Below are 26,617 nucleotides of genomic sequence, written 5' to 3'. Positions count from 1 at the left end.
TTTCTTATAGTTTAAAAAGGCTTGCAAACAACAGCTAAGGACTTTATTTTAAAAACTTTAGCTCTTTTAAAATTGTTATCCCTTTAGAATCTATATTTTCTAATCGTTCAAAATCCTCTTTACCATCTGCATTGGTAAAATAAATCTTTAAACTATTAAAAGAGTATTCCATTTTATTAATTTTTTGTAAAGGAATTTTGTATTGCTTGCCAGAACTCGCTCTAAAATAATAGAATGAAGAAAGAAACAATAAAATAATTCCGATTGGAAGCATGGATTTACCACTTTTACCATTGGTCACATTAAAAAATAACAATAGTGAAAAAGCTAACAACATAACATAAAAACTATAGGTTTTTATTTTTTTTCGACTATTAATACTTTTTGATTTTGCAGATTTTTCATATATAGAATCTATTTCTGACCAATTGCCGGTTTGGGTTAGATATAAATAGGTAGCATCTATATTGACGTATCCTTTCTCGTATTTAAAAAAATCTTTCATATACTATTTATTTAAAACCATTTTTCTAATTATTTTATTAAATAAGCGATATCCTAAAAATCGTCTTAAGTAACGCATAAAATTAGCATCGAAACCAATTGTATATCTTCTGAAACTTTTTTGTGGATTTTCAGCAATATCATATAATTTATGAATAATCCTTGAAGTTAAATCTTTATTCTTTTTTGTTTTCTTTTGCAAAATAGTATTGATTTTACACATCATTTGTTCATAAGAAGATATATGTGAATCGTCACAAACGGTAACATTTTTTTGGAAATCGGTAGGTGCATTTCCAAATTGGACGGTACAAACACTTACATTAAAATCTAACAATTCATAAGACATACATTCCGAAAAACTTTCTACAGCTCTTTTTGTTGCATGATAAAAATTCCCTAAAGGCAAATTTACTAATCCAGCTACTGAAGAAATATTAATAAAAGTTCCTTTTCTTTGCTTTCTAAAAACTGGAATAAAAGCTCTACAAACTTTAATTACGCCAACTAAATTAACATTTACAATCGTATCAATTTTAGCATCTTCTGAGAGCTCCACAAAACTTCTATATCCTAAACCAGCATTATTAATAATAACATCTATGGTGTCAAATTTATTTAGAATTTCTTGTTTTGCTTTTTCTATACTTGCTGTGGAGGTTACATCTAATTCATAACAAAAAACATTAGGCCATGTTAATAAATCGTCGGCAAGATTAATATCAATCATCGTTGCAATGACATTCCATCCGTTTTCAGCAAAATATTTAGTTGTTAGTTTACCAAGACCGCCTGAGGCACCGGTAATGAGTATACTTTTCAAAATGTTATCTTTTTTAATTGTTGCAAATAAAGTTTATTTGAAAGACAATAACAAAAAAAAGATGCTGTATAAAAAATACAGCACCTTCAATCAATTATAACTCAAGAAATAAAAACTATAATGTAGACCATATAGAATAACTATTAGGAGGACATTGAATTTTAACCCATTTATCGCCTTGTGTGGTTGGATACCAACTCGAATTTCCAGTGTAGTCTTTAATTGTAGTACTTGCCCAATTGGTTTGAATCCATCTTTCTTGCCAAGCATTCGAATTATTCAAATACACTACTAAACCAGGATTTCCATTGTATCCATTTCTTCTCGCGATATATTCATCATTATCCGCATATAAAATGGAAGTATTACCAGTTGCTTTGTTGTTATGAATCCAAATTAAATTGTTCAATTTATTTTTGTCTAACCATTCTTCATAATCTCTATAAAAAATAGTTGGATAACCTTCGTGTGTTAAAATATAAGCATAAGCCAAAGTTTTTTTCCAAATTTGATCGGTATCATGGTTAGAAACAAAAGTTACTGCTCTAAAAGGTCTTCTTTTCCAAAGCATGTCACCCGTACTTAATTTGGTTAAATCATTTCCGTCGAAAGCTTCATCCATTTTATAATAACACGCAAAATCAAAAGCAGAACTATTGGCATTATCGCACCACCACTCTAATGTTGCAGCATTTCCGTCCCAATATTCACCAACAGAAAAACCTCCCACATTAGCATTCCATTGATTCACAACCCAAGGTCCAAATCCTTTTACATAATCAAAACGCCAACCATCAAATTTCATAGTATTTTTATAATATTTTCCAACAGCATCTGCTCTTCCCCACAACCAATCTTGTACATAAGGATTGGCATGACATAAATCTGGAAAACCACCGAAACTTCCTTCATCGTTATTCCCATAAGAGTTTTTATAAAAATCATTATAGCTTCTTATAAATTTTCCTGAAGCTACATTAAATTTAGTATAAGTGTTGGTTCCAGTGTATGGATTATATTCTGATTGTCCTCCACTATTATGATTGATAACAATATCTGCATATACTTTCATGTTTTCGTTATGAGCAGCTGTAATTAAACTGGTTAATTCGGTCTTAGAACCAAAACGGGTTTCAACAGTTCCATTTTGATTGTAATTTCCAAAATCATAATAATCGGTTGGATCATATCCCATAGAAAAAGGTCCATTTTGAGCTTTTGAAGCCGGTGGTAACCAAATGGATTCAATACCAGCATTTCCCCAAGCCGTTACTTTTCCTTTTACTACATTCCACCAAGTTCCTCCAGCTGGAACATCCCAATAAAATCCTTGCATCATAACGCCTCCTCCAGCATTAGCCACATATTTGGAATTTAAATTGGATTTATCATCTCCTGTACTGAATGGACGACCATCGTGATGGGTTACTTCAATGACTTTAAAATTTCTGGAATCTTCTTCATTTTTGTTGATTGCATCTTCCTGTTCACAAGAGAAGAAAGAAAACACGAAGCAAGAAGCCAATAAACGTAGTTGATTTGTTTGTTTCATATGTTAAATAATTATAGATTTTCGTTTGTTATAGGTGGGTTATAATAATCAATTAGAAAAATCGATTTAATTTAAATTTGTTTAATTTTTTATCTAAATTAATATAAATTTCATATTTATTTTATTCAAAAAATACGAATACCTTAACGAAAACGATTTCGTGTTGATAAATTTTACTAAAACGTTATAGAAACAATCCAAAACTTTAAATTTTGTGATATAAAAAAAGCCAATTAACTGAATAATTGGCTTTTAAATAGTAGATATTCTGATTAATCATGGTTTTCAATACTTTTGTAAGCATCGATAATCTTTTTTACTAATTTATGACGCACAATATCCTTATCATCTAAATAGATGATACCAACACCTTCAACATCTTTTAAAATTAAAATAGCTTCTTTCAAACCAGAAATGGTTCTTCTTGGTAAATCAACCTGACCTGGATCACCTGTAATCATAAATTTTGCGTTTTTACCCATACGGGTTAAAAACATTTTCATTTGACTATGGGTTGTATTTTGTGCTTCATCTAAGATTACAAAAGCATTATCTAGAGTACGTCCTCTCATAAAAGCAAGAGGTGCAATTTGAATAATTCCTTTTAAAATATAATCTTCTAATTTTTCTGGTGGAATCATATCGCGTAAAGCATCATACAAAGGTTGCATGTAAGGATCTAATTTTTCTTTCATATCTCCTGGTAAAAAACCTAAGTTCTCACCTGCTTCAACTGCTGGTCTTGTTAAAATAATACGTTTTACTTGTTTTTCTTTTAATGCTTTAACCGCCATGGCAACTCCAGTATACGTTTTACCAGTTCCTGCTGGACCAATAGCAAAAACCATATCATTTTTAACAATAGTTTCTACTAACTTTTGTTGATTGGGCGTCATGGCTTTAATCAACTTTCCACTTACACCATGCACTAGAATTTTATCTCTATCATGCATATATTGTGTTTCTTGTGCGTCACTTTCCAATACTCTGGCAACTACATTTTCATCAATATTGTTATATCGAGTAAAATGAAGCATTAAACGCTTAAATTTGGCTTCAAATTCTTCTAAAATTTCTTCCTCTCCATAAACCTTAAGTGTAGTGCCTCTCGCCACAAATTTCAATTTGGGATAATATTTTTTAATGGCTTCTAAATGAACATCTTGTGCGCCCCAAAAATCTTTAGGTGTAATCTCTACTAATTCAATGTTTCTCTCGTTCAAATGCTTTCTTTTTAAATTATTTTTGTTGTACTAAAATTATGCTAGCTTTGTATTCATTTTTGGATACAAAATGTTTTTCAATCTATCGATTTTGGATTCTTTTTTACGCTTTGAAAGGGTGTAAAAAAGAGCATGATTTCAAATTTAAGAAAAACATAGCTAGCATCATTAATAAGTTATAAACAAAAATATGTCAATAATTACGCTTACTACCGATTTTGGATTAAAGGACCATTTTGTAGGTGCTTTAAAAGGTAAGCTAATTTCGAGCATTGACAACCCAACTATTGTTGACATTTCTCATAATATTGATTTATTCAACACCTTAGAAGCGAGTTATTGTATTGCAGCTTCTTATAAAAACTTTCCAAAAGGTACCATTCATATTATAGGAGTTGATAGTGAAAAGACAGAAAGCACACAACATATTGCCATGCAATGGGAAGATCAATATTTTATTTGTGCCGATAATGGCATTTTAAGTGCCTTAATACAAAAGAAGATTCCTCAAAAGATGGTTGCCATTTCCATTCACGATCGCTTGCAAGAAGACCCTACTCCCATGAATGTTTTTGTTGCTGTGGCTTCTCATATTACAAGAGGCGGACTTTTAAATGTAATTGGTAAAGAAATTACAGAATTAAAGATAGTGAATGAATTAACACCTGTAATTGCTACAGATGGCAGTTCTATTAAAGGAAATATTATTTATATTGATCAATTTGGAAATTGTGTGACCAATATTTCTAAAAAAATGTTTGAAGATATTGCTTTAAAAAGAGCATACACGATTTCGTTTCATACCAAAAAACTAGAACGAATTCATCGCTATTATTCTGATTTTAAAAATATTGACAAATATTCTTTAAAAACATTTGAAGGGAATGCTTTGGCGCTTTTTAATGAAAACGAATATTTAGAAATCGCAATATATAAAAGTAATCCTAAAACAGTAGGTTCTGCCTCTACTTTATTAGGTTTGAAATTTAGAGATGTAGTAACGATAACTTTTAAAGAATAAAAATGTTTGTACGAATTGTAAAAATGCATTTTCAAGAAGACCAAATTGAAAATTTTCTAGCTAATTTTGATACAGTAAAAGAAAAAATTCGAAATTTTGAAGGCAATCAATTCTTAGAATTGTATCAGGATAAACACAATCCTTGTGTTTTTTTTACTTACAGCTATTGGCAAACCGAAGAAAATCTAGAAGCGTATAGAAATTCAGCCTTGTTTAAAAAAGTTTGGGGAGAAACAAAAATATTATTTAGTGATAAACCAGAAGCATGGAGTGTCGATAAAATAGTCTCACTTCCTTAAACTATAATAATGTTAAAATAAGGACAGTCGATTCGTATTTCAAGTAATATAGTACATTTGTAAGGAAAATAATTGAAAAAGTCTTTGGGTTTACCTATTTTGATAATATAAAAAACATGAAAGCATTACTTATAAGAGAAATAAAATCTTTTTTTGGATCACCGATAGGCTATTTGGTGATTGCTATTTTTTTAATTCTAAATGGCTTATTTTTATGGGTTTTTGATGGCGAATTTAACATCCTAAATTCAGGATTTGCCGATTTAAGTCCGTTTTTCAAATTAGCTCCATGGATTTTAATTTTTTTAATTCCAGCAGTAACAATGCGAAGTATCTCAGATGAAAAAAAACAAGGTACTATCGAACTTCTCTTTACCAAACCACTAACCACTTGGGAAATTGTAAATGGTAAATTCTTAGGTGCTTTTGTATTAATTATTATTGCTTTACTTCCTACTTATATTTATGTATGGATGATTTCTTATTTTGGTAATCCTCCTGGCAATATTGATATGGGCAGTACTTTAGGATCTTATTTTGGATTGCTATTTTTAATAGCTGGTTACACCGCTATTGGTCTATTTACATCTTCACTTTCCGACAACCAAATTATTGCCTTTATTTTAGCTGTATTTATTTGTTTTATCTTTTATTTTGGTTTTGATGGAGTGGCAAACAGTTTTGCAGAAAACAGTAGAATAATTGCAGCTATTGGTATGGATTTTCATTTTCGAAGCATGAGTCGAGGAGTAATTGATACCAGAGATGTAACCTATTTTATCAGCATAACGGTATTATTTTTAGCAATGACTGTTTACCAACTAAAAAGAATGAGAGGATAATGAAAAATTCAAAAAAACAAAACCTGAAAGCATTAGCACTTATACTGATCCTTTTAATTGCTATCAATACTATTAGTTTTTACTTTTTCAAACGTTTTGATTTAACGGAAGACAAACGTTATACGCTTTCAGAAACTTCGCTAAACATTATTAAAAATATAGATAGCCCTCTAATTGTGGATGTTTTTTTAGAAGGAAATTTTCCTCCTGATTTCAAACGTTTACAAAATGAAACCAGAGAATTATTAGAAGAATTTGCCGCTTATAATCCAAATATCATTATCAATTTTGTAAATCCTATTGAGAAAGAAGAAGAGCGTGTTGCAGTAATGAAACAATTTTATGAAAGAGGCTTACAACCTTTAAACATTACTGTAGATGATAAAGGCAAACAAACACAAGAAGTAGTTTTCCCTTGGGCAGTAGCTAGTTATGGAGATAAAGGTGCTAAAGTAGCCTTATTAAAAAACTTGATGGGTGCTTCCACTGAAGAAAAAGTAATTAGTTCGGTACAGCATTTGGAATTTGCTTTTGCAGAAGCTTTTAATAAGATTACCAAAGAGAAACAAAAGAAAATTGCTATTATTAAAGGAAACGGTGAATTACAAGATATTTATATCGCAGATTTCTTAAAGACAGTTCGTGAAAGCTATTTTCTAGCGCCTTTTACATTAGATTCAGTAAGCGCAAAACCAAAAGAAACTTTAGCCGCTTTAGAAAATTATGATTTAGCCATTGTTGCAAAACCTACAGAAGCTTTTAGCGATGAAGAAAAACAAGTACTGGATCAATTTATTATGAATGGTGGGAAAACGCTTTGGTTACTAGACAATGTACACGCAAATTATGAAGATTTGTACAACGAAACAGGAAGCATTTTAGCACAGAACAATGATTTAAATCTAACCGAAATGTTTTTTAAATATGGGATTCGAATTAATCCTTTATTAATAAAAGACGAACAAGCCATACCGATTAAATTAGCTACAGGTCAACAAGGCAGTAATACGCAATACCAACAATATTTCTGGAAATTTTCTCCTTTTGTATATCCATCTACGACTCATCCTTTGGTAAAAAACATGGAAGGAATTAAATTTGAGTTTGCTTCTCCTATTGAACTCTTAAATAATAACATAAAAAAAACAGTACTTTTAAGTAGTTCAGAGTATTCAAAACCTATAGGAACTCCTACTCAAATTTCTTTAGACATCGTTACTGAAGAAACGAAACCCGAAGAATATACTGGTAAAGGATTAATGCCGGTAGCTGTACTTTTAGAAGGACAATTTAATTCGATGTATACCAATCGTGTCTTACCTTTTAAAGATACTACTTTCAAAAAAGAAAGTCCTCAAAATAAAATGATAGTTATTTCTGATGGAGATGTAATTAAAAATCAAATAGAAAAAGGTGCTCCCTTGGAATTAGGTTTTGACAAATGGACGAACAATTTCTATGGAAACAAAGAATTTCTAATGAATTGCGTGAATTACTTATTAGACGATACAGGACTTATCAACATTAGAAGCAAAGATGTTTCCTTACCTTTATTAAATAAAGAAAGAGTGTACCAAAATTATTCATGGGCACAAATGATAACTGTCGGATTACCAATTGTAATTTTAGCTATATTTGGCATTCTTTTTACCTATTTAAGAAAAAAAGTATATAGCAAGTAGATGTTAATAAAATGTTTTTGTGATTGCTAATAATTTAGAATATATTTGTGCAACTAAAATCATAAACGGTTTTAAAATAAAAAAATAATGAAGTTCATAGTTTCGAGTTCATATTTATTAAAACAACTTCAAGTATTAGGAAGTGTTATTAATAGTAGTAATACGTTACCCATTTTAGATAACTTTTTATTTGAATTAGATAACAGTAAACTTACTGTTTCTGCATCTGATTTAGAAACGACCATGTCGGCGAGTTTAGAAATAGACTCAACTAGCCAAGGTAGTGTTGCTGTTCCAGCAAAGTTATTATTAGACATCCTTAAAACATTCCCAGAACAACCTTTAACTTTTACAGTTGAAGAAAACAGTACGGTAGAAATTAGTTCTAATTCTGGTAAATATGCTATCGCTTATGCTCCAGGTGAGGAATTTCCAAAAGCAGTGGCTTTAGAAGATCCTTCTTCAACTATTGTTCCTGCTGAAGTATTAGCTACCGCTGTTAGTAAAACTATATTTGCTGCAGGTAATGATGATTTAAGACCTGTTATGAGTGGTGTGTTTTTTCAATTTTCACCAGATGGTTTAATATTTGTTGCAACGGATGCTCATAAATTAGTTAAATACGCTCGTACAGATGTAAAAGCTTCTCAAGTGGCGGATTTTATTATGCCTAAAAAACCTTTAAATATTTTAAAAGGTATTTTAGCTGCGTCAGACGCTGAAGTAAAAATTGAATATAACGATGCGAATGCAACTTTTTCATTTGAAAACTATGTATTAACCTGTCGTTTAATCGATGGGAAATACCCCAATTATGAAGCGGTAATTCCTAAGGAAAATCCAAATAAATTATTAATCAATAGAGTGCAGTTTTTAAGCTCGGTGCGTCGTGTGGCTATTTTCGCTAATAAAACAACGCATCAAATTCGTTTAAAAATTGCTGGTACAGAATTGAATATTTCTGCTGAAGATATTGATTATTCAAATAAAGCTGATGAAAGATTAACTTGTGACTATCAAGGTGATGATATGCAAATTGGTTTTAACTCTCGCTTCTTAACAGAGATGTTAAACAATTTAACCAGCGATGAAATTCAGTTAGAAATGTCTATGCCAAACAGAGCAGGTATTCTTACTCCTGTAGATGGTTTAGATGATGGCGAAACCGTAACTATGTTGGTTATGCCAGTTATGTTAAGCAACTAATAATTTAGAAATCAGAATTTAGAATTTAGAAATATTCTAATTTTAAAATAACTATAACCAACCTTAACCCAAAAACCGCATGTACTGAAAAGGAATTGCGGTTTTTATTTTTTATATCTCATTTAACTACTCAATTTTCAGGCACTTAAAAACCAACATCCTATTTTTTTCGTAAGTATAATAAATCATCCAGTTTATATATCATGAAAAAAATAATTATACTATCCGTCTTTCTTTTATCTCAAATCAGTGCTTTTAGTCAATATATCAATTACCAATTTTATGAAGATTTTCTTACCAAATATGTCTCTGAAGAAGGTTATGTCGATTACGATGCTATATATGAAAATCACACAGATTTAAAAAATGCCATTGACCGATTTGAAAAATTAGAAACCTATTCCAATTGGAGCAAAAACCAAGAGTTATCCCATTGGATCAATATTTACAATGTATATTCAATTAAATTGATTATTGACAACTTTCCAATCAATAGTATTCGAGATGTGTCTCAATCCTTTGATTTACGCTTTATACCTGTAAAAAACCAATTGGTCTCACTAAATTATATTGAAAAGGAAATTTTGAGTAAAACTTTAGACGAACGCATTCATTTTGCCATCAATTGTGCTTCCATATCTTGTCCAAATATCAATAGAGTGCCTTTTTATGCTGATACCATAGATGACCAACTCGAAATTGCAGCAAAAAAATTTATCAATAATACAACCAAAAATGATATCAGTAGAAAAGAAGTCAAATTATCTAAAATTTTTGATTGGTTTGCAGCTGATTTTCTTAAAAATAATGCAACGGTAATAGACTATATTAATAAATATTCTGACACTCGTATCAAAGAAAATGCTGAAATTCAGTATTTAGAGTACAATTGGAGTTTGAACAGCCAAGTTAAATTTGCTACAAAAGAATTCTTAGCCTTAAAATAATTTCACTTTTTTAATTAATTATTTCTTTATTACCCAAAAGCTACATTACAATGCGGATGTAGCTTTTTTATGTAAAAACCATTAAATAACACCTATTTTCTTCATTAAAAAAGTAGCACTTTTATTTTTACAAATTCCATCTCTTAACACATAATCAAAATGCAAATCGTTGTTTTCAATCGTTACTTCAAAACATTTATTAATCAATTGATTTGGAAATTCATCAGCAGTCAAACACACTTCAATGTCATGCGTAGCAATAGCTCCAATGGCTTTTTTCTGTATCATCTTATGAATAACTTCCACTGTTCCTGATCGTTTATCATCTGAATTAGTACCTCTCAAAATTTCATCCAAAAGCACAAAGGCACGTTGGCTATCCAATGCATCCATAATTTGTTTCAAACGCTTTATTTCTGCATAAAAATAAGATTCGCTATCCGATAAAGAATCCGACAAACGCATGGAAACTAATATTGGCATCGGATGAATGGTAGCATGTGAAGCGCAAACGACCGAACCCATTCGAGCTAAAACCATATTGATACCCAAACTTCTCAAAAAAGTACTTTTCCCAGACATATTGGAACCTGTTAGAATAATAAAGGATTGTGGTTGAAAAGTAACATCATTACTTACTCTATGATTCGCTTTCAATAGTGGATGTGACATATGGGTAAATGCAACTTCATAGTCATTGTTAAGCGTTGGAAAACAAAAATCAGGATTATTATAGGAAAAATTAGCCAAACTTTGTAAGGTTTCCATTTCTCCAATAATTTCCAACCATCGTGCTACATGCAATGCATGTTGGTTTTTCCAAGCAATAATTTTTCTAAAAATATGAATGTGATATAAAACGGTTCCGTTAAAAAAAAGAATACCTAAAGGATTGGCTACACTGTCTAAACCTGAAAACAATTTGGAAAGTTGGTACAACGATTGACTGGCTTTGCTATTATGTTTTTGCAATTCGTTTTGTAAATCGATACACTTTTTAGAAGTAAATATTTCTTTTTCAATAGCTTCAATCATAAAGCTGTATTGTCGTACAATGGTATCAATAGCTGTGGAATGTGCATTTTCTACTTTAATGCGTTGTATAAAAGTAGCGGCAAAACTTAAATTTGCAAAAAAAGAAAGCGTTGCAAACAACATCCAATTATTCGTACCTATAAAATAATACCCCAAACTACTTATTAGAAAAACAATTGGTAAAACATACAGTAGTAGTAGGTTCATTTTAGACACCAGTTGGCTATTGTTTTTTGTCCAAGCGAGCAACTGATTGTAAAATTGTTCCGCATCCTTGCTCACTTTAGCATTGGCCATAAAATCTTGCCTCCACTCTATTTTAGAACGCATTTCTGTAATAGCTTCTTGCCTCTCCAAAATTTCATCATTTGAAATTTGGGTTACCAAGGCTTGAGCCAAAGTCTTTTTACCAATATAAGTATAGGTTCTATTTAAGGTTTGAAATAATGAATTGGGACCAAAAATATCCAAATCATAGGCATATTCATGATGTGAATTACTAAAAGCAGCTCCATCATCAAAAGGAATTTTTTCTTTGTTTAAGAAAGTAATTTCATCTTCATTAATGGCAACAATTGCTTCTTTATGTAATTTACTTTCTTTTTTTTGGTCGTACCAACGCAATAAAAAAAGAAATGTAGTTATCGCTAAAAAGAACAGTATTAAGTAAAAAATAGTGTATTCTTGATACAATTCGTAAGCGAAATAAACAGCCATAGCAACAGATACAAAGCGAAGTATACTTAAAACATTCAAGGTTTTCTTGATTTTTTGCAAGGCTATTTCTTGGGCAGCTTTTCGAGTAGTATATGCTTTCATTATTTCCTAAATTACAATCAGAAGATGTTATTTTCTTTTCCTACAAAGATACATTTTTCAACCAAGCAACTTCATTCTAATGTTGTTTATCCAAACTAACTCAGAAGGCTTTCAGTAGCAAAATGTTATAATTTTCTTAAAACCCATTTGTGTTACAGAGCTAACATTTTTTTGGACACCATACTACTAATTTTGAAATAAGAAAAATTAGAATTGCTATACCAACAGTTTTACTAACAAATAAAAATATCCTATGAAAAAGAAAATGTTACTTTTAGTGTTGCTTGCGTTTCAATCGCTTGCTTTTAGTCAATATGTGAATTACCAATTTTACGAAGACTTTTTAAACAAATATGTCTCTGCGGAAGGTTATGTCGATTATGATGCGATTTATGAAAATCATACCGATTTAGCAAAAGTTATTAAACGTTTTGAAACCATTGAAGTGTATGATGATTGGAGTAAAAACCAAAAATTATCCCATTGGATTAATGTGTACAATGTGTATTCTATGAAGTTAATTATTGATAACTTTCCAATTAATAGCATCAAAGATATTTCCGGTTCTTTTGATTACCGATACATTCCGTACAAAGCACAATTGATTTCGCTCAATTATATTGAAAAAGAAATTTTAAGTACCACCTTAGATGAAAGAATTCATTTTGCCATTAACTGTGCTTCTCTTTCGTGCCCAAATATTAATCGCACTCCTTTTTATGGAGACACTATTGAAATGCAATTAGAAGCTGCTGCGAAAGCATTTATTAATGATTCTACCAAAAATATTATCAACAGAAAAGATATTAAGTTATCTAAAATATTCGATTGGTTTGCTGCTGATTTTTTAAAAAATAACGCATCAATTGTGTCTTATATTAATAAATATTCGGATACCAAAATCAAAGAAACTGCTGAAATATCCTATTTAGAATACAACTGGAGTTTGAACAGCAAAATGAAATTTGAAAGTAATGCTTTTGTAGCAAGGAAATAAGTTTTTAGGGATTAGGAATTAGAAATTAGGAGTTAGAAATTAGGAATTGGTGATTAGAGCTGTAGAATAACACTTTAGACTTTAGACTTTCGACTTTCGACTTTTGACTAGAGACAACGGACTCACATCTTTTCAGTATCTTTGCACTTTAATTATAAAAGATGATTGCTCAAGATACAATTGTTGCCCTTGCCACACCTTCTGGTGCTGGAGCTATTGCCGTTATTCGATTGTCGGGAAAAGAAGCGATAACCATTGCTTCACAAGTATTTCAATCGGTTTCTGGTAAAGACATTGGGAAACAAAAAACACATACCATTCATTTAGGTCATGTGGTAGATAATGGTAAAACCTATGATCAGGTTTTGCTGTCTATTTTTAAAGGACCAAATTCCTATACTGGAGAAAATGTAGTCGAAATTTCCTGTCACGGTTCTACTTTTATTCAGCAACAAATCATACAATTGTTGTTGCGTAAAGGAGCTAAAATGGCACAAGCAGGAGAATTTACCTTACGTGCTTTTTTAAATGGTAAACTCGATTTATCTCAAGCAGAAGCAGTAGCCGATTTAATTGCTTCCGACAATGAGGCCAGTCACCAAATTGCGATGCAGCAAATGCGAGGTGGGTTTTCTAACGAAATTGCGAAACTACGAGAAGAATTATTAAATTTTGCTTCTTTAATCGAATTGGAATTGGACTTTTCAGAAGAAGATGTAGAATTTGCCGATCGTACTGCTTTTTACGAACTCTTAAACCGTATTGAATTTGTATTAAAAAGGTTGATTGACTCCTTTGCAGTAGGAAATGTAATTAAAAATGGAATTCCGGTGGCTATTGTGGGTGAACCCAATGTAGGAAAATCTACTTTATTGAATGCCTTGTTAAATGAAGAGCGTGCGATTGTTTCCGATATTGCTGGAACTACTCGTGATACGATTGAAGACGAATTGGTTATCAATGGAATTGGATTTCGTTTTATAGACACCGCTGGTATTCGGGAAACCAAAGATGTAGTGGAAAGCATTGGTATTCAAAAAACATTTGAAAAAATTGAACAAGCACAGGTGGTTTTGCTTTTAATTGATAGTTCTCAGTTGTCGGTTAACAGTTTACCAAATGTAAAAGTAGAAATAGCGAAAATTAGGAATAAATTTCCTCAAAAACCATTAGTGATTGTTTTAAATAAAGTGGACCAATTAACTCCTGAAGCCCTTGCAGTTTTTACAGACGAATTAACGGATAATTCGCAACCAACAACCGATAACAGAAAACTGATAACCATAAGCGCCAAACAAAAAATAGGCATAGAGGAATTAAAAAACACCCTACTTTCATTTGTAAATACAGGTGCACTTAGAAATAATGAAACGATTGTAACCAATACACGTCATTACGATTCGTTATTAAAAGCCTTAGAAGAAGTTCAGAAAGTAAAATGGGGCTTAGATGCGGGTATTTCTTCCGATTTAATGGCTATCGACATTAGACAAGCGTTGTTTTATTTTGGTGAAATTACAGGAGAAGTAACGAATGACGAATTACTAGGAAATATTTTTGCTAATTTCTGTATTGGAAAATAAAATGCTCTTTAGAATAATAAATCAAAAACCACTCCCTTACAGAGTGGTTTTATTTTTAGCAACTTTGTGAGTAATTATTTTCAATCTGTATGCTAATCAAACTTTAATTATTAAAAAGCGAGTTGGGTAATATCAGACTCTAAATAATTAGTACTTTACTATTTTTTGTGTTACTGACTTATGAAGGGTTGACAATTTTAATATATATATTCCATTATTAAAATGACTTATATCTATTTTCTTGCTTTTTGATTTTAGTATTAATTTTCCCGTCAAATCATAAATTTCAGTAGAAACATCTTCATTTTGAACATCTATAGTAATACTGTTATTTGTAGGATTAGGGTAAACTATAATTTTATCATTCATTAAAAGAAAATCAGTATTACTTAAAGTTGATTCGGTTAATTTCCATAATTCCACACCATTTGTTGCTGAATTTGCACCAAAATAGATACTATTGTTTAATACAATGGGTTTAAAATTTAGATTAGAAATGGGAACATTTGGCATTCCTGTATTCGTTAATTGCTGCGTTTGAGAGTTCACACCGGCTGTAACCCAAATTTGTTGACTACCATGATTAAAATACATTCTATTATTTATAATAGAATACTGTTTGTTATCTATTAAACCTGAAGAAAAACTTGTGTTACCCAAAGCCGAATAGTCAACAGCTTTTACAGTTCCTGTAGTAGTGCCGTCTGTCTTATAAATTTCATAAATAGTACTTCCATTACTACCATCGCAAGCAGCAAAATGGAGTTCGTTATTTAATTCGAAGAAATAATTACGTACATATGACAAACTTCCATTTAAATTTCCTGGAAAAATATCCTTTATAAATACTACACCTTCTGTAGTGTTATAGCGAAATAATTCTCTTCCTAAAATTTGATTTAATCCTACATCATAGACATTAGCCGAAAAATATAGATCATTATTAAAAATATAAAAACCATTAGGGGAACTACTTTTACCAAAAGCTGGATTTAAATTATTTGGAAAAATATCAGCAACTAATTCCACTGTAATGCCATCCGTTCTATATAACTCCTCACCTATTGTACCATTATCTGCTGCAAAATATAAATATCCATCATACACTTGAAAATGTCTAGGGTTTGAACCTGCTGCAAGTGTATTACTTGTACTCGGATTAATTTCAGCAAATAAGTCTGTCCCTGCCTCAGTTCCGTCTGTAACATATAATTCAGGGTTCATAGCATTTGTATTTCTACCTGTAAAATACCATTTTCCATTAAACTCTGTAAAATTATCACCAAAAACAAAACCAACTGGATCAAACACTTTTACAGTTCCTGTAGGAGTTCCATCAGTTTTCCAAAGTGAAAAAGCTGCTGGTTGGTCTCTTGCAGTAAAATACAATTCACCATTTTTTATAAAATATTGATTCAATGGCCTTGGTGTTTCAAAAACTTGAGAACTTGCATTCCCTGGTTGTATATCTTTTAGCATTATGGTACCTGATTCCGTACCATCGGTTACCCAAAGCTCTTCTCCTTCTGCAGTTGTAGTGGCTTTAAAAAATAATAGATTATTAAAAACAAATAATGGTTTTGGCACAGATGAAGCTCCTCCATTAATATTTTTCACCATTTGAATATTTCCTACTAAACCATTTGATTTATACAATTCTTCCTGATATTGATTTGTGGCTCTGAAGTAGATTTCGCCATTATACTCAACAAAATCTCTTGGGGAACTGTTATTTGTTCCTGTCCAAATATCGGCTATTTGTTCAAATTGGTATTGTGCATTAGCCAAAAATGCATTAAAAAAAAATAAGATTAATGTAATTGTTCTCATAAAAATAGGGTTTACTTTCTCCGTTAGTAAAAAACCAACTAAAAAGTAAACCCAAAAACAAAAAAAATCTATTTTATTCCTTTTTTAAAACAATTTCCACTCTTCTATTTTTCATTCTTCCTTCTTCTGTTTCATTAGAAGCTATAGGACATACTGGTCCAACTCCAAAAGGTGTTAAACGTGTACCAAAATCCCCATAATTATTCATCAATGCACTTACAACTGCTCCTGCTCTATCTTCTGATAATTGCAAATTGGCATCTAAAGAACCTACATCATCAGTATGTCCTACAATATATATTCTAGCTTTCGGATTGTGATTTAGATAGTCTCCAACCTTTTCAATTACCGTAAAAGAACTTTGCTTTAGTGTTGCTTTTCCTGTGTCAAATAAAATCCCTTCTAATATTAATTTTCCTTCTCTTTCTAATTTATCCTTAATCACGTCTGCATTAATAGCAATTAAACCACTTTGAAGTGCTTCTTGCTCAATTACTTCCACACACACTTTAACTGGTTTACCATCATAAGTAGGTGTCATTCCAATTTCAACATAATAAACTTTATCAGAGGTAGTTATTTTGCTTACTATATAACGTTGTGATACATGATAGGTTCCAAAATCATAATAGTGTGAAATTTCTCCATTACTTTGACGATTCTCTTTACCGTAGACTTTCTCAAAAAACTTAGCACTATACCATGCGGTTGTACCATCGCATTCACCTCCTTTACATTGGAACAAAATTTCAGCATTACTCGCTTTAAAAGCATCTTGATAATTTTTCATTACCTCAACAGTTGATTTTCCCAAAGGAATTTCATAAACAATTGATGTTTGATGCCCAGCAACCTCTAACCATTTTTGCGGTTCCTTTTCTGGTTTTGCAGGTTTTATAGCAAATTTTAATTCATTATAGTCTTTTTGGAAATAATATACAATCTTAGAACCAGGATAACGTGTCACCAATTCATGATCATTTGCTTTTTCAATATCTTGTCCAAATACAGTAAAACAAGATAAGAACAGTAATAGTAAAAATTTAGTTTTCATAAGTGTAGCTTGTTGATTCAGTTGTAGCACTACCATTGTATATTGTGGTTGTAGTAAACGACATTACTTTGTTGTCTTCTAAAGTATAGTTCATTGTTACATCAAAAATAGGTTGGGTCGTATTATTCGCGTTATACTCTTTAATGGACTTAATATTATATTCTGATAAAATATAAATGTTGTTGTAATCGGTATATGAAAAAACACGACTAAAAAAAGGATAGATGTCAATAGGACAGAAAAGCAATTGATCAAAATCTATTTGTTCTTTAAAGAATTGATAAACAGAATTTTTATGCGATTCATACTGATATTCAGCATAAGATACTATCACATAAGGATCTGTTGGATTACCTGTTCCTAATTTATCAACTCTAATAATCCTATCTAAATTATCATAAGTATAAGAAACACGAGTAAGCTCTTCATTATTTGTAATGCTAGCAATTCTACCATTTACATCATATGTTATTAAAAGCCTGTTTTGAATACTTCCATCATAAAATTCCAACTCTGTAATTTTAAAATTGTTATATATCAAATCAGTTTCATAAGTATCCACTTTTATTTTATTAAGTGAAAAATCAGGAGCCTGAGAGTATATGTATTCAATTTCACTAGGTTGATTTACTACATCAAACAAAGAAATTTTTCCATTGCTAGTATAAGTTATATTATAATTTTGACCAAAACGGTTTACTCCAGAAATCCATTTTCCTGAATCATTATAATTAAAAGTGGTTGTATTTGTTGTTGCTCCTTGCGAAGAAGTAATGCTCTTAAGTTTCTTTTCTGGTATTTCTACTAGTGTCGCTTCATCATCTTTTGAACAGGAAGCCATACTAATTAAGCATAAAATTATTATTGATTTTAATTTATTTTTTATCATTATATTTTTTGTTTTATGTCTTTACCAACTTGTATTAATTTTACTTTTATCTCCTCTTGATTTACGATTGCAGAAGTATTAAATAGTATTTCAATTAGATACATATCATTTACATGGAATTTAATTTTTTGAATATTTTGAAAATCAGGTTCCGTCCAATGGTAAGCATTGGTTCCAAAGCCATCAATAGGAGTTGGTTTGATGATTTGTTGTTGACTTCCCAAAACTCCTTTCTCTTTATCCATTCGTAAGATATTTGAAAACTTTCGAGGCATTTCATCAATTTCTAGGTTTGAAGAAATGGTAATCATGATTTGACAAGCTTTGGTAACATCTTGAGGAACATTCCAAGTAAATTCACATCTATTCGTATCTGGATAAGGATTTCTTGCGTAGTTTTCCATTGTGGTTACATCTGCTTCAAATGTAGTAGCAATATCCTCAATAGAAACTAAATCACATGGATTTAGTAGTACTACTTCATCTAAGTTCTCCTGTTTATTTATCTCAATATTGGAATTGGCATTTTCTTTTTTCTCAGTACAACTGAAAAATATTGTTACTAATATTATACTTACAATTTTTTTCATCTTATTATAATTTATCTACTTTATAAGTAATACGGATAGTATCATCCCCTTTTTTAATCACTAAATAGTTGGGTTTTCCCATTTTCAAATCCTTTAAAAGCGTAGATTTCTGTTGGAATCCAAAATCAGTATCAGTCCTTAAATTCAATTCCTCTGATATGTTGCACTGCAGGTTTACTTGAAGATCTTGGTTTGCCAATTCTCCTTTTATCAAGAATAGCCTTTCTTTATTGATATCTCTTTTACCTAAATAAAAAATAGTAGTACCATTTTCATCTTGATATCGATTTCCCGAATCTTGCTTGATATCAAAAGTATTGGAACTTGAAACATCCCAAATTCTTGGTGGTATATTGTTTATCGAACTAACTTCAACAGTTCCCGATTCACTTTTACCATAAATTCTAACACCAATGGAACCATACAATTGGACAGTAGAAGCCAATACCGATTTTCTAAAAGAAGTTTGAATATCAACAACAGTAATTCTGTAAAGTCCAGCATAAGGGGAATCATCACATAAATTTGTTTTTGTGGCTTTTGTACCATTCCATATTTCATTCAAAGCATTGTTCCAACTCCATTTGCCTTTGAATGCATTACATTCCATGGTGAATTCAAAGTTTCCTGTCCTGCCATTATTGGTAAAGGTTCCTATTAATTTATCACCCACTATAGTTGCTTCAATGTATCCTACATTTTTGTATTTCCCTTTTACTTTATTGCCAGTTTGTTCCAAAACAATAGTTCCAAAAGTGGTTTGCCAAGTACCGCTCCAAATAGCAGATTTCAATGTTGTTGAAGGTTTGTCATATATGATTTCACCATTCCAATCACCACCTGATAAAGAAGTGTTCCAACCCCATTTACCAAAAATTTTAGTATCCAAAAAATTCCATTTGAAGGAACCCCATTTATTATCCCCATGTGCAAAAGTTCCAACTAAATACCCATGACCCGTAAATTTATCTGCAACAAACTTCCCTACTACTGTTCCTCTTTCTCCATAATCGCCATAGACAATTGAATCCTCTTGAATTAATTTTACAATACCATAATTAGTTCTGTAGGTACCATCAACTTGCGTATAACAGAATTGAACTAGAAAAAAAACAATAACAATTTTTATATTTTTCATTTTGTTTACTATTGAAATGAGTTAATAAATAATGATAACATCAACAATTTTTATTTGAGTAGTAGCATTTATCATATTATAATAAGTTAGACTACCATTTTCAGATTCATTATTAATAATATAATTTACACCGTCAAAAGATAATGTAGACATAGCATTTCTATCAAAAAATAAAAACTCTCCATTGTTCAAAAAAGAGAAAAAAAATGCTGTTAATTTGTTTTGGTTAGCATAAATTCCTTTAATTTCTGTGGTTACACTTTTAGAAAATATACTTGCATTTTCAGAAATAATTTCAATTAAATTGTCATTCTCACCAAAGAAAAAAGTACCATTATCTGTACCATTAGAATAATCATAACTATTATTTGAACTAGAATATGTAAATAAGTACGGATTTGTTTCTCCAGATATGGACAAAGTAGCATTTTCTCCAGTATAAGTAACCGTTAGTATTTTTGCATTATTTCCAGAAGTTTGAGTTATTTGAGAAATTCTATCCTCTGAATTATAATTAATTGTTCTATTTTTTACGCCATCAACATCTGTAATTTTTACTGTTGAAAGCAAACTCTTTTCATTATAACTAAATTCATATAAAACAGTATTTGTCAAGTTACCTTGATTGGAATAGGTATTAAGAATTACTTTTTTTGGATTTCTTATTGTTACATCATTTATGGTTGCATCATCATCATTTTTAGAACACGCAACCAAAGCAAAAAGAGACACTAATAATAAGCTTGAAATAATATTTTTCATTTTTGTTTTTTTATTTTGTTTTTAATAGAATAAATCTTCTTTTTTAATTTGTATAAAATTCATAACTGGATATTTGCTAACAATTTTTCCTTGAATAGGTTTCCAATTTTCTGGCTTATTAGCATCTAGAAAGCTTCCTGCTTTTCCGGCAAAATCAATTATAACTTCATCTTGATTTAATTTTGATATAGTTGCTTCTCCTTCTAATAAAGTGTATGCATATTCATTCTCCTTTGCCATTGTAATACTAACAACAGTTCCATTAGCATCTTTAGGATCTAATTTCCCTTCTTCATTTTTGCCTGAAATAGGCTTTACATCAAGCATATTTTTTAAACCTGAAAAAGCGATATTAATTTTAGCATCATCACTATCTATAGAAAAAACCATCATTTGCTTACCCGCAATATTCATAATAGTTTTAAAGTTTTCTTCAGTAGTAAAAAGAGGCTTGCCATCATAAGTAATTTCAATGTTAGCTTGATTCTGATTGGCTCTTTCAATATTCTCAGAAGCGACACCAACTTGATCTAAAGTTTTTTCTATTACAGAATTAGTAACGCTTTCAGTTGTTTTGTCTTTAGCATCTTGACAACTTATATTAAGTTGCATTGCAATTAGTAGTAAACTGATTTTTTTCATTTTTATAATTTTTGGATAGTAAACAAACTCATATTTATCATTCTTACTTTTTCCTCTATAGCAATTACCTTCATGGAACTTTGTTTTTTAGATTGTTCATTAAAAAAAGTCATTTCCATCACATAACCATAGTCTGTATTTAGCAGTTGTATAGGGCTTTCTTCTTTCTTTTTAGAGAATAACTTAGACATTCCTCTTAAATAATCCTGGTATTCAAACTTAACATCTGGTGCATACCATGCATTAATTAGACCTTTTTCGTAAGTAATAGTATACTCATGACATTTATATCCATTCATCATTTTAGTTTTCCCCGTTTTTTTAACTGAAGGCACAACATCTAAAGTTTCTTGACTGGAAATACCTTGATCTCCCATTATTTTTTCCATCCATTCTAAAGACATTACTTGAGCAGTTCCATTAGAAACATTTAGCATAATAGCCGTCTCATTTTTCATATCAATAATAAATGGATCTCCATTTTTATCTATTTCTGTGAGTAAGGCTTCTTTGCCATACCCTTGCTTCATTGTTGTTTTTTTAAGATTTGATGTTACATCCTCCATTTCAATAGTTGCTGTAACTGGAAAAATATATTTGGATTCATATTTTATTTCATCGTTTTCAGTGAATATATTACCTGGAAACTCATTCTGATTATCATTTTTAGTCTCTGGTTTATTCTTTTTAGATTTCTTTTTTATTTTTTTTGGTACCTCAAAAATGGTATCCATTGTGGCTTCAGAAGTTTGGTCAATTTTTTCATCTGTTTTTCTTTCCAAAGCACGTTCCATAGACTGTTGTGCTTTATCTTGTAGTTTTTTAAAAAACTGAGCATTAATGGCATGACTAAAAAATAAAGTCATTAATAGTGTTAAACAAAAATGTTTCATGAGTTATAGATTTTAAATGTTTATTGCTCATTTGTAGAAAAAAAACAAAAAGGTAAACCCATAAATATTATTTTTGTTTTAAAGTTTACTTTACAAAATATCTGCTACTAATGAATGAAAACAACATAGTTGAAAGAATAAAACAAAATGACACTGCCATAATAAAGAAAATTTATGTAGAAAATAAATTGACTTTTTTTAAGTTGGCAAACCGTTATGCTATTCCTAATGAAGTTGCTTTAGATATTTATCAAGATAGTATGGTAGCTTTAATTGAAAATGTTAGGAAAAATAAAATAGATGATTTACAAAGTAGTATTCATACCTATTTTGTAGGAATAGGAAAATTTATGATTTATAATTATTTAAAATCTAATAAAAAAATTCGTTTAGAAACTATTGAAACCATAGAATACAGTCATTTTTCAGAGTTTTCGTCTGATGACGAATCTTTGAATCAGAGAGAAAAAGCATTAAAAGTGGCCTATGAAACTTTAGGAGAACAATGTCAACAAATTTTAAATTTATTCTATTTTGAAAATAAAAAATTAGATGAGATACAAGACCTCTTAAAGTATGAAAATAAAGATGTACTGAAAAGTCAAAAATCGAGATGCATTTCCCATTTAAAAAAACTGCTAAATCCTAAAAAATGAATGAATTAATAGAAAAATACTTTGAAAATAATTTAACTTCAAAGGAACAAAAAGAATTGGAAGATAAGTTAGAAAATGATGCTGAGTTTCGATCTGAATTTGAATTTTATACTGAACTAAAAAAAGCTGTAATGGTTTCGGAAAGACAAAAAATAAAAAATCAAATACAAGCTTTTGAAACCGCAAAAAAAGAATCTTCTGCGAAATTTACTATTCGAAAATTGCTACCATATGCAGCTCTATTTGCTATTGTATTTTCATTAGTTCTTTACTTTAGTAGCAATCAAAATTCCAATGCTTCTTTATATGCATCTCATTTTGAGCCTTATCCAAATGTTGAAATCTCAAATTTAAGAAATGACAGTAATTCATCTTCTGAAAAAGAAGCTTTTACAGCTTATGACTTAGGAGATTATAAACTAGCTCAGGAATTATTTGGTAAAATAATAGAAACAGAACCTAAAGACTATCTTTATTTTTATAATGGAATTTGCCTTATGGAGCTAAATAAATATGACTTGGCTCTAACACAATTTAATGCAATTACAGATGCCAACTCAAAGTATTATGAAAAAGGGATTTGGTTTAAAGCTTTGGCTAATTTAAAACTAAATAAAGTGACCACAACTAAAGAATTACTAAATGAATTGGTTACTAACTATTCATTTAAAAAAACAGAAGCTACAACTTTACTTTCTAAACTTTAAAAACAGGATTATTACAAGTAGAAAGAGTAAGCTTCCAATTATGATTTGAAACCAAATATTTTGTTTGTGTACTAACGCTTTTGAATTACCATGCAAAACAAAACCAGACCAATAATAGGGATGTTGTAGTTCTTCGGCTTTACATGTTTTTAAATATTCTTTCTTGGCTTGCTGTAATGCTTCGCTTTTAGATAACCCTTTACTGATATTATCATAAAACAACTGCATAATTTCAAATGCTTGTTTATCTGGAATTTCCCATAAACTATGTATGGTGGAAGCAACACCACTATAAGTAAAAGCACGTGATAAACTCATTAAACCTTCTCCTTCGATAAGTTTACCAACTCCTGTTTCACAAGCGCTTAAAACCACCAAATCTAAGGGCAATTTTTGTCCGTAAAAATCAGCAAAATAAAAATCTTCATCATTAAATAGTAAGCGAGAAGTATCTTCATCATTTGGATCTATAACAGCATGCATGGATAAATGGTACACATTATATTTGGAAGCTTCACTAATGAAGTTTTCTTTTGAAGCCTTTTCATTTGAAAAAAGTGACGAATTAAAATGCTCTTGTAAATACAAGGCTTCTTTTGCTGCAAATGGTAAAGTGGCTACATTTTTATTCGTATAACTGGGTTGAAAAATGGCCAGTTTAAAATTACTGTTATTGGTGTGTTCTGTTTGAATTTGGTACAATGGTAAAGATGTTGCATAATTTATTGCAAAATTTTCAACTACATATTGCCCCTTTTCGTCTAATAATAATTCAAAAGGAAGTTCATTTAAAAAAGAATTCGAAATAATAGTAATCTCAGAAGTTGTAAAAGTAAAAGGTTTCAGTAAGAGGTTATAAATTTCTTGACATTGAGATGTAATAGACGCTTTATTTTTAATGCTTTCAGCTAAATTTGAAACTTTTTCTTTTATAATAGCGATGTCACCCAATCGTTTCAAATATAGTGTATGTTCTTTTGTTAGAAAAACACCAAATAAACTCTCATTTGTAACATAATATCTAAGTATTTCCGCATTATTATTTTGAATAAAATTCTTAAAATTGAACTTAGGATTAAAAATAGAATTGAAATTTGGATATTTCTCTACTATTTTTTTTTCAATACCTTCAATTTGATTTTTTATTTGCGTCTTTTTTAAATTAGTAGCTTCTTTTTGATTGTTTATAACCGAAATGGAGGCTAATTTTAATTGCAATGTTTTAATTTCAGAAAGTTCGTTGACCAATTCATTTGCATTGAATTTATTATTTAATAAATAATTTTTTATTAAAAATCTAGATTGAATATTTTCAATTAAAGCCACAATTTCAACTAATTGGTCTTCCGATTTTAAACCAAGTAACAACAATCCTTCTGTAATATTATTTTTAAAGTCCGTTAACAAAGGATTAAATAAATCATTATCATAAAAATCTTGGAACTGTTTTACCGAATATTTATAGGAATCAAATGACTTTTGAAGTAGTTTTTCATGCTTCGTTTTTTCAAATAGTTCTAGGTATTTTTTTGAAATTTCAATATTATAGGAAAGCAAATAAAAATCTGTATTCTCGATTCTTTTGATTAGTTGGTGTGCTTTATCAAAATAGACTTCAGCTTTTTTATAATTCTCTTCTAAGAAATAAATAATTCCTTTATTGATATACAAACCTGCCAAATCAGAAAAATTGTTCGGTTCTATAATATAAATAGCTTCGTCAACCGCTTGTTGTGCTTTACTATAATCGTTTAATTCTCTTGCAAAGTAACTATAATAGGAATAGACTGTTATAAGAGATAAATTATTTCCAGTTTTTTTATGCCATACAATAGATTCATTTAATAACAGTAAGGCTTCTTTTGTTTTACCTGAAGTAAATATTGCTTCTGCATAAAAATTAGTTGCATCGGCATAATACATTAGAAAATTAGATTTATCTTGTAAGAGGCTAAAATAGTTTTTTACAACATTATATTGTTTTTCAGCACGAATGATGTCTTTTTCTGCAATAGCAATTCTAAGTTCATAGAGATAAACGGTAAACTGAAATTTGGGTGTATTATTTTCTCCTAAAAGTGTTTTAACTTTAGATAGATAGAGTTTAGCGTTATTAATATCGCCATATTCCAAATAGTTTGCCATTAACCTGTCATAGCTTTCTAATAATTTATTTGAGAATTGATTTGAATTAGTTTCCCATAATGAAATGGCTTTAATTAAATTATTTTTAAATAATTTATGGTTTGAAATCGTATAATAAAAGTCGCACAAATCGTAATAAAAATTAGCTCGTATTGTTGCATCAATTGCATGTAAATTTGGCAGTAGAACTTCAGCTGATTTGTAAAATTCAAGAGCTTTTATAGATAAACCAAGGTCTCGATAGCACGATGCTATTTTCCAAGCTACAAAAAATTCTTGAGAAGCATTTTGCTTCTTTATTTTCTCTTTTTGGTTCCAAATCACTAATGCACTGTCTAATGATTTTAAATTACTTTGTTGTTTTAGTTTATCATTTGAATGTTCAAAAGAAATACTGTTAAGATCTTTATCTGATTCTTGCTGTTGAGAAAAAGAAAAAGAGAAACAAAGAGTAAAAAAAAGAATAAAACACCTAAAATTCATAATTTGTACGAGTTCCTACAAAAATATAAATATTATTTAGTTGTAAATAATTTCTTATTATAAGCTTCTATTAATTTAAATGAATGATGAAATGGAGCAAAAAATATAAATTGACAACAGTTGGGTGCTATTTTTAGCTACTTTGTGGGTTTTGAAAACATTTCCTAGCTATCGGTTTGATACCTATTCTCTTTTATATTTTAAAAAATAGATCTGAGCTTATAATTATAAGCTTTTTGCTTCTAATGAATACCTTTTAGCTTATTAATAGAAGCTTTGAGGTTGTAATGATAAT

24 protein-coding genes are annotated in these 26,617 nt (G+C 30.0%); 10 read left to right on the top strand and 14 right to left on the bottom strand.

Annotated features, from left to right (window positions below; translation table 11 throughout):
- Positions 1–43: 43 nt before the first annotated feature.
- From FHG05_RS09990 to FHG05_RS09975, 4 genes are all read right to left on the bottom strand, one after another.
- The gene (locus FHG05_RS09990) at positions 44–505 is read right to left on the bottom strand and encodes a hypothetical protein (protein ID WP_140997874.1); all 462 of its coding nucleotides are present in this window, start codon (positions 503–505) and stop codon (positions 44–46) included.
- A gap of 3 nt (positions 506–508) precedes the next feature.
- A complete protein-coding gene (locus FHG05_RS09985; RefSeq protein WP_140997873.1) occupies positions 509–1,327 on the bottom strand; it encodes an SDR family NAD(P)-dependent oxidoreductase in 819 nt (272 codons plus the stop codon).
- 115 nt (positions 1,328–1,442) lie between these two features.
- A complete protein-coding gene (locus FHG05_RS09980) occupies positions 1,443–2,879 on the bottom strand; it encodes an alpha-amylase (RefSeq protein ID WP_140997872.1) in 1,437 nt (478 codons plus the stop codon).
- A gap of 272 nt (positions 2,880–3,151) precedes the next feature.
- Entirely contained in the window at positions 3,152–4,102 is a 951-nt protein-coding gene (locus tag FHG05_RS09975; protein WP_140997871.1) for a PhoH family protein, read from the bottom strand.
- 190 nt (positions 4,103–4,292) lie between these two features.
- On the opposite strand from FHG05_RS09975, the gene FHG05_RS09970 reads away from it, so the two are divergent.
- The 6 genes from FHG05_RS09970 to FHG05_RS09945 all read left to right on the top strand — a co-directional run bounded on the left by FHG05_RS09970 (position 4,293) and on the right by FHG05_RS09945 (position 10,099).
- A complete protein-coding gene (locus FHG05_RS09970; RefSeq protein WP_140997870.1) occupies positions 4,293–5,123 on the top strand; it encodes an SAM hydrolase/SAM-dependent halogenase family protein in 831 nt (276 codons plus the stop codon).
- A 2-nt stretch (positions 5,124–5,125) separates the two neighbouring features.
- Positions 5,126–5,422: a putative quinol monooxygenase gene (locus FHG05_RS09965; protein WP_140997869.1), complete on the top strand. Its 297-nt coding sequence runs from the start codon at positions 5,126–5,128 to the stop codon at positions 5,420–5,422.
- A 116-nt stretch (positions 5,423–5,538) separates the two neighbouring features.
- Entirely contained in the window at positions 5,539–6,264 is a 726-nt protein-coding gene (gene gldF / locus FHG05_RS09960) for a gliding motility-associated ABC transporter permease subunit GldF (protein ID WP_140997868.1), read from the top strand.
- The gene (gene gldG, locus FHG05_RS09955; protein ID WP_140997867.1) at positions 6,264–7,946 is read left to right on the top strand and encodes a gliding motility-associated ABC transporter substrate-binding protein GldG; all 1,683 of its coding nucleotides are present in this window, start codon (positions 6,264–6,266) and stop codon (positions 7,944–7,946) included. The genes gldF and gldG overlap by 1 nt, the downstream gene beginning before the upstream one ends.
- 87 nt (positions 7,947–8,033) lie before the next feature.
- On the top strand, positions 8,034–9,152 hold the full coding sequence (dnaN, locus tag FHG05_RS09950) for a DNA polymerase III subunit beta (RefSeq protein WP_140997866.1): 1,119 nt from the start codon (positions 8,034–8,036) through the stop codon (positions 9,150–9,152).
- 203 nt (positions 9,153–9,355) lie between these two features.
- Positions 9,356–10,099, top strand: coding sequence for a DUF547 domain-containing protein (locus FHG05_RS09945; protein WP_140997865.1), 744 nt, complete (start codon positions 9,356–9,358; stop codon positions 10,097–10,099).
- An 81-nt stretch (positions 10,100–10,180) separates the two neighbouring features.
- Here FHG05_RS09945 and FHG05_RS09940 read toward each other — a convergent pair whose 3' ends face one another.
- Complete coding sequence (locus FHG05_RS09940; protein WP_140997864.1) at positions 10,181–11,953, bottom strand: MutS-related protein; 1,773 nt, start codon at positions 11,951–11,953, stop codon at positions 10,181–10,183.
- A gap of 253 nt (positions 11,954–12,206) precedes the next feature.
- Here FHG05_RS09940 and FHG05_RS09935 point away from each other — a divergent pair, with 253 nt between their 5' ends.
- The gene (locus FHG05_RS09935) at positions 12,207–12,950 is read left to right on the top strand and encodes a DUF547 domain-containing protein (RefSeq protein ID WP_140997863.1); all 744 of its coding nucleotides are present in this window, start codon (positions 12,207–12,209) and stop codon (positions 12,948–12,950) included.
- A 161-nt stretch (positions 12,951–13,111) separates the two neighbouring features.
- Positions 13,112–14,533 carry a tRNA uridine-5-carboxymethylaminomethyl(34) synthesis GTPase MnmE gene (mnmE, locus tag FHG05_RS09930; RefSeq protein WP_140997862.1) on the top strand — a complete coding sequence of 474 codons (1,422 nt, stop codon included), beginning with the start codon at positions 13,112–13,114 and terminating at the stop codon, positions 14,531–14,533.
- 147 nt (positions 14,534–14,680) lie between these two features.
- On the opposite strand, the gene FHG05_RS09925 is transcribed toward mnmE, so the two are convergent.
- From FHG05_RS09925 to FHG05_RS09890, 8 genes are all read right to left on the bottom strand, one after another.
- Positions 14,681–16,363: a T9SS type A sorting domain-containing protein gene (locus FHG05_RS09925; RefSeq protein WP_140997861.1), complete on the bottom strand. Its 1,683-nt coding sequence runs from the start codon at positions 16,361–16,363 to the stop codon at positions 14,681–14,683.
- Between the two features lie 73 nt (positions 16,364–16,436).
- Positions 16,437–17,417 carry an OmpA family protein gene (locus FHG05_RS09920; RefSeq protein WP_181369164.1) on the bottom strand — a complete coding sequence of 327 codons (981 nt, stop codon included), beginning with the start codon at positions 17,415–17,417 and terminating at the stop codon, positions 16,437–16,439.
- Complete coding sequence (locus tag FHG05_RS09915) at positions 17,407–18,306, bottom strand: RHS repeat protein (RefSeq protein ID WP_140997859.1); 900 nt, start codon at positions 18,304–18,306, stop codon at positions 17,407–17,409. Before FHG05_RS09915 ends, FHG05_RS09920 begins: the two co-directional genes overlap by 11 nt.
- Entirely contained in the window at positions 18,306–18,896 is a 591-nt protein-coding gene (locus FHG05_RS09910; protein WP_140997858.1) for a hypothetical protein, read from the bottom strand. Before FHG05_RS09910 ends, FHG05_RS09915 begins: the two co-directional genes overlap by 1 nt.
- A gap of 4 nt (positions 18,897–18,900) precedes the next feature.
- Complete coding sequence (locus tag FHG05_RS09905) at positions 18,901–20,034, bottom strand: hypothetical protein (RefSeq protein WP_140997857.1); 1,134 nt, start codon at positions 20,032–20,034, stop codon at positions 18,901–18,903.
- Between the two features lie 21 nt (positions 20,035–20,055).
- A complete protein-coding gene (locus FHG05_RS09900; RefSeq protein ID WP_140997856.1) occupies positions 20,056–20,796 on the bottom strand; it encodes a hypothetical protein in 741 nt (246 codons plus the stop codon).
- 21 nt (positions 20,797–20,817) lie between these two features.
- Positions 20,818–21,438: a hypothetical protein gene (locus tag FHG05_RS09895; protein ID WP_140997855.1), complete on the bottom strand. Its 621-nt coding sequence runs from the start codon at positions 21,436–21,438 to the stop codon at positions 20,818–20,820.
- A 2-nt stretch (positions 21,439–21,440) separates the two neighbouring features.
- Positions 21,441–22,331 (bottom strand): DUF4412 domain-containing protein, encoded by an 891-nt coding sequence (locus FHG05_RS09890; protein WP_140997854.1) that lies wholly within the window; start codon positions 22,329–22,331, stop codon positions 21,441–21,443.
- Positions 22,332–22,441: 110 nt separating this feature from the next.
- On the opposite strand from FHG05_RS09890, the gene FHG05_RS09885 reads away from it, so the two are divergent.
- On the top strand, positions 22,442–22,987 hold the full coding sequence (locus tag FHG05_RS09885; protein WP_140997853.1) for an RNA polymerase sigma factor: 546 nt from the start codon (positions 22,442–22,444) through the stop codon (positions 22,985–22,987).
- Positions 22,984–23,694, top strand: a complete 711-nt coding sequence (locus tag FHG05_RS09880) for a tetratricopeptide repeat protein (protein WP_140997852.1) — start codon at positions 22,984–22,986, stop codon at positions 23,692–23,694. Before FHG05_RS09885 ends, FHG05_RS09880 begins: the two co-directional genes overlap by 4 nt.
- On the opposite strand, the gene FHG05_RS09875 is transcribed toward FHG05_RS09880, so the two are convergent.
- Positions 23,677–26,322, bottom strand: a complete 2,646-nt coding sequence (locus FHG05_RS09875; protein ID WP_140997851.1) for a CHAT domain-containing protein — start codon at positions 26,320–26,322, stop codon at positions 23,677–23,679. The genes FHG05_RS09880 and FHG05_RS09875 overlap by 18 nt on opposite strands.
- Positions 26,323–26,617: the final 295 nt, after the last annotated feature.

This window comes from Flavobacterium profundi (assembly GCF_006491645.1).
GTDB classification, from domain to species: Bacteria; Bacteroidota; Bacteroidia; order Flavobacteriales; family Flavobacteriaceae; genus Flavobacterium; species Flavobacterium profundi.
The sequence above is the reverse complement of the archived record's forward strand: the minus strand, read 5'-3'. Positions and strand labels throughout refer to the sequence as shown.

Excerpts from the sequence above, each read along its gene's own strand:
- FHG05_RS09990 (WP_140997874.1), bottom strand. The coding sequence starts at position 505 with ATGAAAGATTTTTTTAAATACGAGAAAGGATACGTCAATATAGATGCT.
- FHG05_RS09980 (WP_140997872.1), bottom strand. The coding sequence starts at position 2,879 with ATGAAACAAACAAATCAACTACGTTTATTGGCTTCTTGCTTCGTGTTT.
- FHG05_RS09970 (WP_140997870.1), top strand. The coding sequence starts at position 4,293 with ATGTCAATAATTACGCTTACTACCGATTTTGGATTAAAGGACCATTTT.
- FHG05_RS09965 (WP_140997869.1), top strand. The coding sequence starts at position 5,126 with ATGTTTGTACGAATTGTAAAAATGCATTTTCAAGAAGACCAAATTGAA.
- gldF (WP_140997868.1), top strand. The coding sequence starts at position 5,539 with ATGAAAGCATTACTTATAAGAGAAATAAAATCTTTTTTTGGATCACCG.
- gldG (WP_140997867.1), top strand. The coding sequence starts at position 6,264 with ATGAAAAATTCAAAAAAACAAAACCTGAAAGCATTAGCACTTATACTG.
- dnaN (WP_140997866.1), top strand. The coding sequence starts at position 8,034 with ATGAAGTTCATAGTTTCGAGTTCATATTTATTAAAACAACTTCAAGTA.
- FHG05_RS09945 (WP_140997865.1), top strand. The coding sequence starts at position 9,356 with ATGAAAAAAATAATTATACTATCCGTCTTTCTTTTATCTCAAATCAGT.
- FHG05_RS09940 (WP_140997864.1), bottom strand. The coding sequence starts at position 11,953 with ATGAAAGCATATACTACTCGAAAAGCTGCCCAAGAAATAGCCTTGCAA.
- FHG05_RS09935 (WP_140997863.1), top strand. The coding sequence starts at position 12,207 with ATGAAAAAGAAAATGTTACTTTTAGTGTTGCTTGCGTTTCAATCGCTT.
- mnmE (WP_140997862.1), top strand. The coding sequence starts at position 13,112 with ATGATTGCTCAAGATACAATTGTTGCCCTTGCCACACCTTCTGGTGCT.
- FHG05_RS09925 (WP_140997861.1), bottom strand. The coding sequence starts at position 16,363 with ATGAGAACAATTACATTAATCTTATTTTTTTTTAATGCATTTTTGGCT.
- FHG05_RS09920 (WP_181369164.1), bottom strand. The coding sequence starts at position 17,417 with ATGAAAACTAAATTTTTACTATTACTGTTCTTATCTTGTTTTACTGTA.
- FHG05_RS09915 (WP_140997859.1), bottom strand. The coding sequence starts at position 18,306 with ATGATAAAAAATAAATTAAAATCAATAATAATTTTATGCTTAATTAGT.
- FHG05_RS09910 (WP_140997858.1), bottom strand. The coding sequence starts at position 18,896 with ATGAAAAAAATTGTAAGTATAATATTAGTAACAATATTTTTCAGTTGT.
- FHG05_RS09905 (WP_140997857.1), bottom strand. The coding sequence starts at position 20,034 with ATGAAAAATATAAAAATTGTTATTGTTTTTTTTCTAGTTCAATTCTGT.
- FHG05_RS09900 (WP_140997856.1), bottom strand. The coding sequence starts at position 20,796 with ATGAAAAATATTATTTCAAGCTTATTATTAGTGTCTCTTTTTGCTTTG.
- FHG05_RS09895 (WP_140997855.1), bottom strand. The coding sequence starts at position 21,438 with ATGAAAAAAATCAGTTTACTACTAATTGCAATGCAACTTAATATAAGT.
- FHG05_RS09890 (WP_140997854.1), bottom strand. The coding sequence starts at position 22,331 with ATGAAACATTTTTGTTTAACACTATTAATGACTTTATTTTTTAGTCAT.
- FHG05_RS09885 (WP_140997853.1), top strand. The coding sequence starts at position 22,442 with ATGAATGAAAACAACATAGTTGAAAGAATAAAACAAAATGACACTGCC.
- FHG05_RS09880 (WP_140997852.1), top strand. The coding sequence starts at position 22,984 with ATGAATGAATTAATAGAAAAATACTTTGAAAATAATTTAACTTCAAAG.
- FHG05_RS09875 (WP_140997851.1), bottom strand. The coding sequence starts at position 26,322 with ATGAATTTTAGGTGTTTTATTCTTTTTTTTACTCTTTGTTTCTCTTTT.